A 13,950-nucleotide genomic window follows, 5' to 3' on the forward strand; every position below is an offset into this window, starting at 1 on the left:
GACCAGTAGGAGATGCAATTCTCATGACAGACGCACTGAAGCGCCTTTCCGACGAGGGCGTGGCGATCTGGCTGGACGACCTGTCCCGCAAGCGGATCACGTCCGGCAACCTGGCCGAGCTCATCGACCAGCAGCACGTGGTGGGTGTCACCACCAACCCGGCGATCTTCCAGAAGGCGATCAGCGGCGGCGAGGGGTACGGGCAGCAGCTCGCCGACCTGGCCGCCCGCAAGGTCACCGTCGAAGAGGCGATCCGCATGATCACCACGGCGGACGTCCGCGACGCCGCCGACATCCTGCGCCCGGTCTACGACTCGACCGAGGGCCAGGACGGCCGCGTCTCGATCGAGGTCGACCCGCGCCTGGCCCACGACACCGCGGCGACCATCGCCGAGGCCAAGCAGCTCGCGTGGCTGGTGGACCGTCCGAACACGCTCATCAAGATCCCGGCGACCAAGGCCGGCCTGCCGGCGATCACCGAGGTCATCGGCAGGGGCATCAGCGTCAACGTCACGCTGATCTTCTCGCTGGAGCGCTACCGCGAGGTCATGGACGCGTACCTGGCGGGCCTGGAGAAGGCGAAGGCCGCCGGCCTGGACCTCTCCAAGATCCACTCGGTCGCCTCCTTCTTCGTGTCCCGCGTGGACTCCGAGATCGACCAGCGCCTGGACGCCCTCGGCACCGACGAGGCCAAGGCCCTCAAGGGCAAGGCGGCGCTCGCGAACGCCCGTCTGGCCTACGAGGCCTTCGAAGAGGTCTTCTCCACCGAGCGCTGGGCCGCCCTGGACAAGGCGCACGCCAACAAGCAGCGCCCGCTCTGGGCCTCGACCGGCGTCAAGGACCCGGCGTACAAGGACACCCTGTACGTGGTGGACCTGGTCGCCCCCGGCACCGTGAACACCATGCCCGAGGGCACCCTCGAGGCCACCGCCGACCACGGCGTGGTCGAGGGCGACACCATCCGCGGCACGTACGAGCAGTCGCGCGCCGAGCTCGCAGCGGTCGCGAAGCTGGGCATTTCGTACGACGATGTGGTGCAGCTGCTCGAAGAAGAGGGCGTCGAGAAGTTCGCGGTGTCCTGGAACGACCTGCTGAAGTCGACCGAGGCGGAGCTTGAGCGCCTCGCCCCCACGGAGGCCTGAACACTTTGTCTGTAAACGGAGCGAACCCGCTTCGTGACGCACAGGACCGGCGGCTCCCGCGCATCGCGGGGCCGTCCGGCCTGGTCATTTTCGGCGTTACGGGTGACCTGTCGCGCAAGAAGCTGATGCCTGCCGTCTACGACCTCGCCAACCGCGGCCTGCTCCCGCCGGGCTTCTCGCTGATCGGTTTCGCCCGACGCGAGTGGCAGGACGAGGACTTCGCGCAGGAGGTTCACGACGCGGTCAAGCAGCACGCGCGCACCCCCTTCCGTGAAGAGGTCTGGCAGCAGCTCGTCCAGGGCTGCCGCTTCGTCCAGGGCGACTTCGACGACGACCAGGCGTTCGAGACGCTGAAGTCGACGATCGAGGAGCTGGACAAGGCGCAGGGCACCGGCGGCAACTTCGCCTTCTACCTGTCCGTCCCGCCGAAGTTCTTCCCCAAGGTCGTCGCCCAGCTCAAGAAGCACGGGTTGGCGGACCAGAAGGAGGGCTCCTGGCGGCGCGCGGTCATCGAGAAGCCGTTCGGGCACGACCTGGCCAGTGCACAGGAGCTCAACCAGCTCGTGCACGACGTCTTCCCGCCCAACGAGGTCTTCCGGATCGACCACTACCTGGGCAAGGAGACCGTCCAGAACATCCTGGCGCTCCGCTTCGCCAACACGATGTTCGAGCCGATCTGGAACCGGTCGTACGTCGACCACGTGCAGATCACCATGGCCGAGGACATCGGCATCGGCGGCCGGGCCGGCTACTACGACGGCATCGGCGCGGCCCGCGACGTCATCCAGAACCACCTGCTCCAGTTGCTGGCGCTCACGGCGATGGAGGAGCCCGGCTCCTTCCACCCCAAGGCTCTGGTGGCCGAGAAGCTCAAGGTGCTGACCGCCGTGGAGCTGCCCGAGGACCTGGGCAAGCACACCGTGCGCGGCCAGTACTCGGCCGCGTGGCAGGGTGGCGAGAAGGTCGTCGGGTACCTCGAAGAGGACGGCATCGACCCCAAGTCGAAGACCGACACCTACGCGGCGATCCGCCTGGAGATCAACAACCGCCGCTGGGCGGGCGTCCCGTTCTACCTGCGGACGGGCAAGCGCCTGGGCCGCCGGGTGACCGAGATCGCGGTCGTCTTCAAGCGGGCCCCGTACCTCCCGTTCGAATCGGGTGCGACCGAGGAGCTGGGGCAGAACGCCCTGGTCATCCGGGTCCAGCCGGACGAGGGCGTGACGGTGCGCTTCGGTTCCAAGGTTCCGGGCACCTCCATGGAGGTCCGCGACGTGACGATGGACTTCGCCTACGGCGAGTCCTTCACGGAGTCGAGCCCCGAGGCCTACGAGCGGCTGATCCTCGACGTGCTGCTGGGTGACGCGAACCTGTTCCCGCGCCACCAGGAGGTCGAGCTGTCCTGGAACATCCTCGACCCGATCGAGCGGTACTGGGACTCGCACGGCAAGCCCGCGCAGTACCCGTCGGGCACCTGGGGGCCGGTCGAAGCGGACGAGATGCTCGCACGAGACGGACGGAGCTGGCGCCGGCCATGAAGATCGATCTCACGGAGACCAACTCCAGCAAGATCAACGCCTCGTTGGTGCAGGCGCGCCGGGACATCGGCACGCCTGCCATCGGGATGGTGCTCACGCTGGTGATCGTGACCGACGAGGAGAACGCGTACGACGCGCTCAAGTCGGCGAACGACGCGTCCCGCGAACACCCCTCGCGGATCGTCGTCGTCATCAAGCGGGTCAGCCGCTCGCCGCGCAGCCGCCGCGATGCCCGACTCGACGCGGAAGTCCGCGTGGGGACGGACTCCGGCACCGGCGAGACGGTCGTGCTCCGCCTGCACGGCGAACTGGTCGACCACGCCCAGTCGGTGGTTCTCCCGCTGCTCCTCCCGGACGCGCCCGTCGTCGTCTGGTGGCCGGAGGGCGCTCCGCAGGACCTGGCGGGCGATCCCCTGGGGTCGCTCGGCCAGCGCCGGATCACGGACACCTACTCCGTCGAGGACCCGATCGGGGCGCTCGGCAGCCGGGCGGCGGCGTACGCGCCCGGGGACACGGACCTGTCCTGGACCCGGATCACCCCGTGGCGCTCCATGCTGGCGGCCGCGCTCGACCAGCAGGTCCACTCGGTGTCCTCGGCGACGGTCGAGGGCGAGGACGACAACCCGAGCTGCGAGCTGCTGGCGATGTGGCTCGCGGACCGGCTCCAGGTCCCCGTCAAGCGCACCTCCTCGGCGGGCCCCGGGCTCACCGCGGTGCGCCTGGAGACCAAGGACGGTGAGATCGTCCTGGACCGGGCCGACGGGGCACTGGCCACGCTGTGCATGCCGGGGCAGCCCGACCGTGCGGTGGCGCTGAAGCGCCGCGACACGGCCGAGCTGCTGGCGGAGGAACTCCGCCGCCTGGACCCGGACAACACCTACGAGGCCTCGCTGAAGTTCGGCGTGGCCCGCCTGGCCGCCACGGACGGACCGGCTCCCGCGAAGCCGGCGCCCGCCAAGGCGGAGTCTCCCGCCAAGGCCGGTGCTCCGGCCGCGAAGCCGGCTCCGGCCAAGGCCCCGGCGAAGAAGGCCGCAGCGAAGTAACGGCCCCGCTGCGCGGAGCTGTCCCCTACCCGCCCTTCGCCCGTTCCCCGGGGCGGGGCCCCGGTTTCGGGAAGGGGCGGGGTGGGGGAAAGCTCCGCGCAGCTGCGTCCGCACCCGTACGACCCCGAACTACCGACAAGGCGGCAGCACATGGGTATGACGACTCCCCAGGTCGTCGTCCACCGGGACAAGGAGCTGATGGCCCAGGCCGCGGCCGCCCGGCTGATCACGAAGATCGTGGACGCACAGGCCGCCCGCGGCACCGCGTCCGTGGTCCTCACCGGCGGCCGCAACGGCAACGGCCTGCTCGCCGCGCTGGCCGCGGCCCCGGCCCGGGACGCCATCGACTGGTCGCGGATCGACCTGTGGTGGGGCGACGAGCGCTACGTGCCCTCCGACGACCCCGAGCGCAACCACGTCCAGGCCCGTGAGGCCCTCCTGGACTCCGTCCCGGTGGACCCCGCGCGGATCCACGCCATGCCCGCCTCCGACGGCCCGTACGGGGCCGACGTGGACGCGGCGGCCGCCTCCTACGCGGCGGAGCTCCTCAAGGCCTCCGGCCCCGAGGACCACGGCCCGGTCCCCCGCTTCGACGTCCTGATGCTGGGCGTCGGCCCCGACACGCACGTGGCCTCGCTGTTCCCGGAGCACCCGGCGTCCCGCGAGACCGAGCGCACGGTCGTCGGCGTCCACGGCGCGCCCAAGCCGCCGCCGACCCGGATCTCGCTCACCCTCCCGGCGATCCGGGCGGCCCGCGAGGTCTGGCTCCTGGCGGCCGGCGAGGACAAGGCCGGAGCGGTGGCGATCGCGCTGGGCGGAGCGGGCGAGGTCCAGGCGCCGGCGGCCGCGGCGTACGGCCGCTCCCGCACCCTCTGGCTCCTCGACCGCGCGGCGGCCGCGAAGCTGCCGCCGGCCATGTACCCCCCGGCCTCCGCCTGACCCCGTACGACGCCCACGACGCGTACAACGCGAAAGGGCCCGCCCTCCCCACGGAGAGCGGGCCCTTTCGCCGTCGGACGGGCCCGGGTCAGCGGCCCCGCAGCGAGCGGTACGCGGCCACCAGCGCGCGCGTCGACGCGTCCAGGCCGGGTACCTCCGTGCCTTCGGCGAGCGCCGGCTCGACCCGCTTGGCCAGTACCTTCCCGAGCTCCACGCCCCACTGGTCGAAGGAGTCGATGTTCCAGACCGCGCCCTGGACGAACACCTTGTGCTCGTAGAGCGCGATCAACTGGCCCAGGACCGCCGGAGTGAGCTCGGTCGCCAGGATCGTGGTCGTCGGGTGGTTGCCCGCGAAGGTCTTGTGCGGGACCAGCGGCTCGGCGACGCCCTCCGCCCGGACCTCGTCCGCCGTCTTGCCGAAGGCCAGCGCCTGCGTCTGCGCGAAGAAGTTCGCCATCAGCAGGTCGTGCTGGGCCGCCAGCGCCGGCGCCAGTTCGGCCACCGGCCGCGCGAAGCCGATGAAGTCTGCCGGGATCACCCGGGTGCCCTGGTGGATCAACTGGTAGTAGGCGTGCTGGCCGTTGGTGCCGGGCGTGCCCCACACCACGGGCCCGGTCTGCCAGTCCACCGGGTTGCCCTCGCGGTCCACCGACTTGCCGTTGGACTCCATGTCCAACTGCTGCAAGTACGCGGTGAACCGGGAGAGGTAGTGGCTGTACGGGAGCACCGCGTGCGACTGGGCGTCGAAGAAGGCGCCGTACCAGATCCCCAACAGGCCCAGCAGCAGCGGTGCGTTCTCCTCGGGGGGCGCCGTGCGGAAGTGCTCGTCCATGGCGTGGAAGCCGCCGAGCAGTTCGCGGAAGGCCTCCGGGCCGATCGCCACCATCAGCGAGAGGCCGATCGCGGAGTCGAAGGAGTAGCGCCCGCCGACCCAGTCCCAGAACTCGAACATGTTGGCCGGGTCGATGCCGAAGCCCTCGACCTTCTCGGCGTTGGTCGACAGCGCCACGAAGTGCCGCGCCACGGCCGCCTGGTCGCCGCCCACGCCCGCGAGCAGCCACGCGCGCGCCGAGGTGGCGTTGGTGATGGTCTCGATCGTCGTGAAGGTCTTCGACGCGATGATGAACAGCGTCTCGTGCGGGTCCAGGTCCCGCACCGCCTCGTGCAGGTCGGCGCCGTCCACGTTGGACACGAAGCGCAGGGTCAGGCCACGGTCGGAGAAGGCGCGCAGCGCCTCGTACGCCATCGCCGGACCGAGGTCGGAGCCGCCGATGCCGATGTTGACGATGTTCTTGATGCGCTTGCCGGTGAAGCCGGTCCACTCCCCCGACCGGATCCTGCGGGCGAAGCCCGCCATCTTGTCGAGGACCGCGTGGACGCCGGGTACGACGTTCTCCCCGTCCACCATGACGACCGCGTCGGCCGGTGCGCGCAGCGCGGTGTGCAGCACCGCCCGGTCCTCGGTCGTGTTGATCTTCTCGCCCCGGAACATGGCCTCGCGCAGCTCGGACACGCCGGTCGCGGCGGCCAGTTCGCGCAGCAGTGCCAGCGTCTCGTCGGTCACGAGGTGCTTCGAGTAGTCGATGTGCAGGTCTCCGACCCGCAGGGTGTAGCCGGCGCCCCGGTCCGGATCCGCCTCGAACAGATCCCGCAGATGCGTCTGCCCCAACTCGTCCCGGTGCTTGCCGAGTGCGAGCCACTCGGGCGTCCGGTTGAGCCTCGTACGGCCCTCCCGTCGCCCACCACCACCCTCGCTCGACGCGCTTCGCGCGGCGGCCTTGTCTGCGTTCATCTCGGACATCTCCCACTTCCTGTCCTGTCGTGCCCCGCCGGTTCCAACCTAAGGGATGGGAAGGGGCACAACCGACACAAAGCGGCCCGGCCCGCAGGAGAGAAGACTCCTTCGGGCCGGGCCGGATGCCACGTCGATCGTCCGGTGGGGACGCGTCAGATCTCGCCGCGCAGCTTGGCGAGCGCCTCGGCGAGGATCGCCTCGCCGTCGGCGTCCGTGCGCCGCTCCCGCACGTACGCCAGGTGCGTCTTGTACGGCTCGGTGCGCGGCGGCGCGGGCGGGTTGTCCCGGTCCTGGCCGGCCGGGAACCCGCAGCGCGGGCAGTCCCAGGTATCCGGCACCTGCGCGTCGCTGGCGAAGCTCGGCTGCGTCTCGTGCCCGTTCGAGCACCAGAAGGAGATGCGCAGGCGGGGCGCGGACTCGCCGCGCTCGGCCTCGCCCATCGGCCCCGCTCCGACCCGACTACCACGAATCGCGTTGCCACTTGCCACGGTCGTAACTCCCTGCGTGATGGTGCCGCGGAACGTGAGTGGATTCCGTCGCGGGCGCCCAAGTCTACGTAAGGCCCAACGCCCGTCCAGGAGTGGAGTTACCCATTCCAGACAAGAACGCCGGACCTCATGATAGGCCGGGGGGAGCCGACCGGACTGCCGGAATGGCCAGAACGGTTCAGCTGCCGGACTTCATGAGCAGACCGAGCGCGACGATGCACGCGAACCAGAGCAGACCCACCACGACGGTGATGCGGTCGAGGTTGCGCTCCGCGACCGAGGAGCCGCCGACCGACGACTGCATACCGCCGCCGAACATGTCGGAAAGACCGCCGCCCTTGCCCTTGTGCATCAGCACGAGCAGCATCAGCAGGGCGCTGAAGACGACCAAGGCGATCTCGAACCCCAAAATCACGGCTGATTCCTACTTTCTGGGCTTACTGGCTTTCCGGCTTTCCCGCATCGCCGATGATGAGCACGGGGGCCGGCAGCTCGTCCAGCCTGCTGGCCCCCGCAAGGGTACGACGGATCCGTCCTACCGCATACTCACGATGAACGTCACTGGTCGCGGAACCGGACGATCTTCACGAACTCCTCCGCGTCCAGCGCCGCGCCGCCGATCAGGGCGCCGTCGACGTCGGGCTGGGCCATGATCGCGGCGATGTTGCCGGACTTGACCGAGCCGCCGTACTGGATGCGGACCTTGTCGGCCAGCTCCTGCGAGTAGAGCTCCGCGAGACGGACGCGGATGGCACCGCAGACCTCCTGCGCGTCCTCGGGGGTGGCGACCTCGCCGGTGCCGATCGCCCAGACGGGCTCGTACGCGATCACGATGGACTCGACCTGCTCGGCCGGAATGTCCTTGAGGCCGCCGTCGAGCTGGTTCAGCGTGTACTCGACCTGCTGGCCGGCCTTGCGGATGTCCAGGCCCTCGCCGACGCACAGGATGGGGGTGATCCCGTGCTTGTAGGCGGCCTTGACCTTGGCGTTGCAGATCTCGTCGCTCTCGCCGTGGTACTGGCGGCGCTCGCTGTGGCCGACGGCCACGAACGTGCACTTCAGCTTCGACAGCATCGGTCCGGAGATCTCGCCGGTGTAGGCGCCGGAGTCGTGGGCCGAGATGTCCTGGGCTCCGTACTTGATCTTCAGCTTGTCGCCGTCGACCAGGGTCTGGACCGAGCGGAGGTCGACGAAGGGCGGCAGCACCGCGACCTCGACGAAGTCGTAGTCCTTGTCGGCCAGGGCGAAGGCGAGCTTCTGGACGTGGGCGATGGCCTCGAGGTGGTTGAGGTTCATCTTCCAGTTGCCCGCCATCAGCGGGGTACGGCCGGCGGTGTTCTCAGTCATCAGGGTTCAGACCTCCAGTGCGGCGAGGCCGGGGAGCGTCTTGCCCTCGAGGTACTCGAGGGAGGCGCCGCCACCGGTCGAAATGTGGCCGAAAGCGTTCTCGTCGAAGCCGAGCGTGCGCACGGCGGCGGCCGAGTCGCCACCGCCGACGACGGTGAAGGCGCTGCTGTCGACGAGGGCCTGCGCGATGGCGCGGGTGCCGTTGGCGTAGTCGGGGTGCTCGAAGACGCCCACCGGGCCGTTCCAGAAGACGGTCTCGGCGTCGGCGATCTTCGAGGCGTACAGCTCGCGGGTCTTGGGACCGATGTCCAGACCCTCCTGGTCGGCGGGGATCTTGTCCGCGTCGACGGTGATGAAGTCCGCCGGAGCCTTGGTCTTCAGGTCCGGGAAGTCCTTGGAGGCGAGGATGTCGACGGGGAGGACCAGCTCGACACCGTTCTTCTCGGCGCGCTCCATGTACTCCTTGACGACGTCCACCTGGTCCTTCTGGAGCAGGGAGATGCCGACCTCGTAGCCCTTGGCGTAGAGGAAGGTGTACGCCATGCCGCCGCCGATGAGGAGGCGGTCGGCCTTGCCGAGCAGCTCGTCGATGACGGCGAGCTTGTCGGAGACCTTGGCGCCGCCGAGGATGACCACGTACGGGCGCTTGACCTCGGCGGTCAGCTTCTTCAGGACTCCGACCTCGGTGGCGATGAGGTAGCCGGCCGCGTGCGGGAGGCGCGCGGGAAGGTCGAAGACCGAGGCGTGCTTGCGGTGGACAGCGCCGAAGCCGTCGCCGACGTAGATGTCGGCGAGCTCGGCGAGCTGGTCCGCGAAGGCCCCGCGCTCGGCGTCGTCCTTGGCGGTCTCACCGGCGTTGAAGCGCAGGTTCTCGATGACGGCGACCTGGCCGTCGGCGAGGGCGGCCACGGTCTCCTTCGCGGAGGCGCCGACCGTGTCGGTGGCGAACGCGACGTCCACGGCCAGCAGCTCGCCGAGGCGGGCGGCGGCGGGCGCCAGCGAGAAGGCCGGGTCCGGGGCGCCCTTGGGGCGGCCCAGGTGCGAGGCAACTACCACGCGTGCGCCGGCCTCGGCGAGCTTCGCGATGGTGGGCTGCACGGCGCGGATGCGGCCGTCGTCGGTGATCTCACCGTTCGAGAGCGGCACGTTCAGGTCCGCGCGTACGAAGACACGCTTGCCGGACACGCCCTCGGCGAGAAGTTCGTCGATCGTCTTCATGCTGTTTTCTACTCCTTTTCCCAGCCCAGGACTCTACCCGTGCGGGACGAGAGGGGTACGAGACAAGCAACAGGGCCCGTACAGCGCTTCGTCGCGCTGCCCGAGCCCCGGTGCTCACATCGTGGTGCCTGCTGTGGTGCTTAGAGCTGACCGCCGACGAACACGGTCAGGTCGACGAGGCGGTTGGAGTAGCCCCACTCGTTGTCGTACCAGCCGATGACCTTGACGCTCTTGCCCTGGACCATCGTCAGGGAGGAGTCGAAGGTGCAGGAGTACGGCCAGTTCACGATGTCGGAAGAGACGATCGCGTCCTCGGTGTAGTCCAGGATGCCCTTGAGCTGGCCCTGAGAGGCCTTCTGGAAGGCCGAGTTGACCTCGTCCTTGGTGACTTCGCGCTCCAGCTCGATGACCAGGTCGGTCACGGAACCGGTGGGGACCGGGACGCGCATCGCGATGCCGTCGAGCTTGCCCGCCAGCTCCGGGATGACCAGCGCGGTGGCCTTGGCGGCACCGGTGGTGGTCGGGATGATGTTCTCGGCGGCGGCGCGGGCGCGGCGCAGGTCCGAGTGCGGGAAGTCCAGGATGCGCTGGTCGTTCGTGTACGCGTGGACCGTCGTCATCATGCCCTTGACGATGCCGAAGTTCTCCAGGAGGACCTTGGCCATCGGCGCCACGCAGTTGGTGGTGCAGGAGGCGTTGGAGATGACGTGGTGGTTGGCCGCGTCGTACTTCTCCTGGTTGACGCCCATCACGATCGTGATGTCCTCGTCCTTGGCCGGAGCCGAGATGAGGACCTTCTTCGCGCCGGCCGCGATGTGCTTGGCGGCGTCGGCCTTCTTGGTGAAGATGCCGGTCGACTCGATGACGATGTCGGCGCCCAGCTCGCCCCAGGGGAGGTTCGCGGGGTCGCGCTCGGCGAAGGTCTTGAAGGTGTTGCCACCGACGGTGATGGTGTCGTCGGTGTGGCTGACCTCGGCCTTGAGACGGCCCAGGATCGTGTCGTACTTGAGGAGGTGAACCAGGGTCGCGTTGTCAGTCAGGTCGTTGACACCGACGATCTCGATGTCCGCTCCCTGCTCCAGGAGCGCCCGGAAGTAGTTGCGGCCAATTCGGCCAAAACCATTGATGCCTACGCGGATCGTCACGAACCGATCTCCTCGTTGGTGCGCCGGCCTGTCCGCCAGCGAGCTGTATGGGATGTCCCCGACCGCTTACGACACTACCTCTCCGTGAGCTTCGGAGTGACATCGACCATCCTGAGACACGCCCCGAAGCCCCGCACTCCATGACGGGTACGGGACCTCGGGGACTTTGTGCCCGGTCACTCACGGTGAGCGCGTTCGGGGGCTCTGATCAGTGGTTCAGCGAGCGGAGCGCCTTACCGACGAGTAGGGCGCGGTCGGCCGCGGTCGGCACGTGTTCCAGGCCGAAGCCCAGGAGCACGGTGTCACGCGTAGTGACGGAGGCATAGGACTTGAACAGCTCGCCCGACCGGGACCAATCGCCCGGAACATCGGGGCTTCCGGCAGGTGCGCCCTGGGCGGTCCAGACACCAAACGAGGACTCGAAGCCCTCGGCCGCCTGGTCGGTGCCGCCGAGCGATACGCGGGCCTCGTCCGCGAAGACTCCGCGGCCGCCCGAGCCCGGGTCGGTGATGTAGGCGAGGGAGACCTCGACGGTCTTGCCCGCGTACGCGCTCAGGTCGAAGGAGACCTGCTTCCAGCCGCCGGAGGAGGCGGTGAAGGAGTTCCACGTGCCGGTGGTGCCCTGCGGGGTGCAGCCGCCGGCGTCGAGGGTGAGGTAGCGGCGCAGGAACGGGTGGCCGTTGATGAAGAACCCGGCCCCGCACTCCTCGGGAACGGTGGTGGTGGTCAGGCCGCTCGCCTCGGGCAGCGTGGTCCAGTCGTCGCCGCCCGCGGTACGGGACTCCAGGACGGCGTGGTCGTAGCCCTCCTCGGTGTTCCAGTTCAGCGCCATCTTGAGCTTGGGCTGGTCGGCCGCGGCGACCCCGGTGAGGTCGATGGTGCGGGTGAGGCGCTTCCAGTCGTCGTCCGCGTGCGTGGCCGAGGCCATCGAGGCGCCGGCGTACGGGGCGTACGGGTTCACGACTCCCGCGTACTGGCCCGACTGCGCGCTCGCGAACTGCGGGAACTGCGCCGCGGGCAGGGTGTCGGAGGTGACCGTGTAGGAGCCCGGGCGGTCGAGCGGGTTGCCCGTGGCGTCGCCGAGGGCGCCCTTGGCCCCGGCCAGGGAGCCCGCGCCGGTGAAGCCGGTGGGACCGGTGACCCCTGCGCGGCCGTAGGCCCCGAGGAAGTACTGGCTGAAGTCGTTGGTCACGGCGCGGCCGACCTGGGCGTTGCCGCCCGCCAGCTCGCCGGCCTCGATCAGCTTGCCGCCCTCGTTGAGGAAGTCCCGGACCGCCAGCTGGGTGTCACCGCCCGGGGACTTGGCCCCGGTGTAGTGGACGGCCGTACGGAAGTGGGAGAGCGCTCCGAGGTGGTGCGGTGCGCCCTGGACCGCCACGTCCCAGACCGCCGCGCTCTTGCCGTTGGCGCGCAGGGCGTCGACGTAGGACTGCGCGTGCTGCGCCGGGGCGCCCTCCTCGGCGATCACCAGCACGTCGGCGCGCGGCCGCTCGGCCACCGTGTAGGTGAAGTGCTCGCTGGAGACCTGCTTGCCGCGGTCGCGGCCGGTGAACCAGACCTCGACCTTGTCGCCGGGCTTGGTGCCGTCGACCTCGGCGCGGTACTCGTCGAACCAGTTGTTGTCCTCGCCGCCGTAGACCTCACCGCCCTTCCAGGCTTCGAGGTCCTCGTCGTGGGTGCGGCCCCCGTTGATCCGGTAGTTGAGTTCCTTGTCCTTCAGCGCCTTGCGGGCGGTGACGGAGACCTTCTGGTCCTCGCCGCGGGCCGCGTAGGAGGTGGTGAAGGGGTCGAGGGTGAAGTCGGCGGCGGTCAGGCCCACGGAGGACTTCGGCTGGTCCGGGCGCTCGGCGCTCTCGGCCACGGAGAGCGCGAAGTCGATGTTCTTGGCGAACTCGGCCTGGATGAGCTTCTCGTCGTCCGGGAAGTTGAAGCCGGAGGCGCAGTCCTCGGGCTTCCACCGGTCGTCCGGGTCGATCGCGGACGCCGTCTGGCAGGTGGTCATCTCCGGCGTGAACATCATCATGCCGTTGGCGTTGGCGGCATGGCCGTCGGCCTCGCCGTTGGTGGTGTAGAGCTCGGAGGAGACCTGGGGGTAGTAGCCGGGGACCGCGGGGTTCTCCGGGGTGCCGGCGAGCGCCTCGTAGGCGACGTCGTCGGGGGTGGGGGTGGCCACCTGCCAGCCCACGCCGTACAGGATCAGTTCGGCCGCGGAGTGGTAGTTGATGCCGTAGTCGAAGCCGATGCGCTTCTGGAACGTGTCGAGGGCGACGGTCTCGGGCTCGGAGGAGGCCTTGGCGCCGCGGTACGTCTCGCTCGACGGGTTGGGCGAGGAGCCCTCGTTGTCGTAGCCCCACTTGTAGGTGAAGTTGCGGTTGAGGTCGACGCCGTCGCCCGTGGTGATCTTGCCGTCGGCGTTGTTGTCGCGCAGGTTCTTGCGCCACAGCCGCTGGCCGTCGGGGGCGAAGGTGTAGTCGTAGCCGTCGGGGTTGGCGGAGAGCAGGAACCACAGCTCGGTGGAGTCCACCAGCTTGGTGACCCGCGCGTCCTTGCCGTAGTTGTCCAGGGTGTGGTGCATCAGCCGCCGGGTCATCTCGGGGGTGATCCACTCACGGGCGTGCTGGTTGGACATGTACAACGTGGAGGGCTTGGCGCCGTCCCTGGACTTCTTGGCGTTCTTCGTGACCTTCAGGGCGAGGATGTCCTTGCCCTGGACGGTCTTGCCGATGGAGACGACCTTGGTGAGGCCCGGATTCTCCTGGGCGGTGCGCAGGACCTCCTCCTGGAGCCCGCCCTTGCCGCTGTACGGGCGGAAGACGCCGTCGCCGGCCGCCAGCGAGCGCGCCGCGGCCTTGGCCTCGACCTTGCGCTCGGCGAGCGTGATCCCCTGCGCCGCCAGCTCCTTGGCCTGACCGCCGGTGAGGAAGAGCTCGACCTTGGCGGTCCCGGTCTCCGGGGCGCGCTCGGAGAGCTCGTGCGCGTCCTGCCCGGCCGCCAGGACCAGCGGGACCTGCTCCTTGGTGATGTCGGCGTCGTAGACCCGCACCTCGTCGGCGGCGGACGTGTCCGCCGCGCCGGGCTGGGGCTGGGCCGCTGCGGGTAGTGCGGCGAGTGTGGTGCCGAAGACGAATGCGCTTGCGGCGAGGATCGATCTCGCGCGGTGCCTCATGTGCCCCCCTGGGCGTCGTCTGCCACGAAAGCTCCCGTCTGCCACGAAAGCTCCGGACGACAGGCTCACGATCAGCCCATGCTCATGTCAATGGGGCCTACCGAAAAGGGGCCCGCACGAGTGATCGTGCGG

General features: G+C 69.5%; 11 protein-coding genes. 4 read left to right on the top strand and 7 right to left on the bottom strand.

Features of this window, described 5'->3' with window-relative positions; all coding sequences use genetic code 11:
- Positions 1-23: 23 nt before the first annotated feature.
- From tal to pgl, 4 genes are all read left to right on the top strand, one after another.
- Positions 24-1,142, top strand: coding sequence for a transaldolase (gene tal / locus AC6CKD_RS09205; protein WP_498326430.1), 1,119 nt, complete (start codon positions 24-26; stop codon positions 1,140-1,142).
- A gap of 5 nt (positions 1,143-1,147) precedes the next feature.
- Positions 1,148-2,677, top strand: a complete 1,530-nt coding sequence (gene zwf, locus AC6CKD_RS09210; protein WP_498326431.1) for a glucose-6-phosphate dehydrogenase — start codon at positions 1,148-1,150, stop codon at positions 2,675-2,677.
- Entirely contained in the window at positions 2,674-3,720 is a 1,047-nt protein-coding gene (gene opcA / locus AC6CKD_RS09215; protein WP_498326432.1) for a glucose-6-phosphate dehydrogenase assembly protein OpcA, read from the top strand. Before zwf ends, opcA begins: the two co-directional genes overlap by 4 nt.
- A 156-nt stretch (positions 3,721-3,876) precedes the next feature.
- A complete protein-coding gene (gene pgl / locus AC6CKD_RS09220; protein ID WP_498326433.1) occupies positions 3,877-4,659 on the top strand; it encodes a 6-phosphogluconolactonase in 783 nt (260 codons plus the stop codon).
- A gap of 88 nt (positions 4,660-4,747) precedes the next feature.
- Here pgl and pgi read toward each other — a convergent pair whose 3' ends face one another.
- From pgi to AC6CKD_RS09255, 7 genes are all read right to left on the bottom strand, one after another.
- Positions 4,748-6,451, bottom strand: coding sequence for a glucose-6-phosphate isomerase (pgi, locus tag AC6CKD_RS09225; protein WP_498326936.1), 1,704 nt, complete (start codon positions 6,449-6,451; stop codon positions 4,748-4,750).
- Between the two features lie 155 nt (positions 6,452-6,606).
- Positions 6,607-6,942, bottom strand: a complete 336-nt coding sequence (locus AC6CKD_RS09230) for an RNA polymerase-binding protein RbpA (protein WP_007263454.1) — start codon at positions 6,940-6,942, stop codon at positions 6,607-6,609.
- A 178-nt stretch (positions 6,943-7,120) separates the two neighbouring features.
- Positions 7,121-7,357 carry a preprotein translocase subunit SecG gene (gene secG / locus AC6CKD_RS09235; RefSeq protein WP_478684666.1) on the bottom strand — a complete coding sequence of 79 codons (237 nt, stop codon included), beginning with the start codon at positions 7,355-7,357 and terminating at the stop codon, positions 7,121-7,123.
- A gap of 143 nt (positions 7,358-7,500) precedes the next feature.
- Entirely contained in the window at positions 7,501-8,289 is a 789-nt protein-coding gene (gene tpiA / locus AC6CKD_RS09240; protein WP_498326435.1) for a triose-phosphate isomerase, read from the bottom strand.
- 6 nt (positions 8,290-8,295) lie between these two features.
- Positions 8,296-9,507 (bottom strand): phosphoglycerate kinase, encoded by a 1,212-nt coding sequence (locus tag AC6CKD_RS09245; RefSeq protein WP_498326437.1) that lies wholly within the window; start codon positions 9,505-9,507, stop codon positions 8,296-8,298.
- A 140-nt stretch (positions 9,508-9,647) separates the two neighbouring features.
- The gene (gene gap, locus AC6CKD_RS09250; RefSeq protein ID WP_243338363.1) at positions 9,648-10,652 is read right to left on the bottom strand and encodes a type I glyceraldehyde-3-phosphate dehydrogenase; all 1,005 of its coding nucleotides are present in this window, start codon (positions 10,650-10,652) and stop codon (positions 9,648-9,650) included.
- A 208-nt stretch (positions 10,653-10,860) separates the two neighbouring features.
- A complete protein-coding gene (locus AC6CKD_RS09255) occupies positions 10,861-13,818 on the bottom strand; it encodes a M14 family metallopeptidase (RefSeq protein WP_498326438.1) in 2,958 nt (985 codons plus the stop codon).
- Positions 13,819-13,950: the final 132 nt, after the last annotated feature.

It is taken from the genome of Streptomyces sp. GQ60, assembly GCF_059758875.1.

What these genes read in the sequence shown, in the direction of transcription:
- tal (WP_498326430.1), top strand. Translation starts at nt 24, where the DNA reads ATGACAGACGCACTGAAGCGCCTTTCCGACGAGGGCGTGGCGATCTGG.
- opcA (WP_498326432.1), top strand. Translation starts at nt 2,674, where the DNA reads ATGAAGATCGATCTCACGGAGACCAACTCCAGCAAGATCAACGCCTCG.
- pgl (WP_498326433.1), top strand. Translation starts at nt 3,877, where the DNA reads ATGACGACTCCCCAGGTCGTCGTCCACCGGGACAAGGAGCTGATGGCC.
- pgi (WP_498326936.1), bottom strand. Translation starts at nt 6,451, where the DNA reads ATGAACGCAGACAAGGCCGCCGCGCGAAGCGCGTCGAGCGAGGGTGGT.
- tpiA (WP_498326435.1), bottom strand. Translation starts at nt 8,289, where the DNA reads ATGACTGAGAACACCGCCGGCCGTACCCCGCTGATGGCGGGCAACTGG.
- AC6CKD_RS09245 (WP_498326437.1), bottom strand. Translation starts at nt 9,507, where the DNA reads ATGAAGACGATCGACGAACTTCTCGCCGAGGGCGTGTCCGGCAAGCGT.
- AC6CKD_RS09255 (WP_498326438.1), bottom strand. Translation starts at nt 13,818, where the DNA reads ATGAGGCACCGCGCGAGATCGATCCTCGCCGCAAGCGCATTCGTCTTC.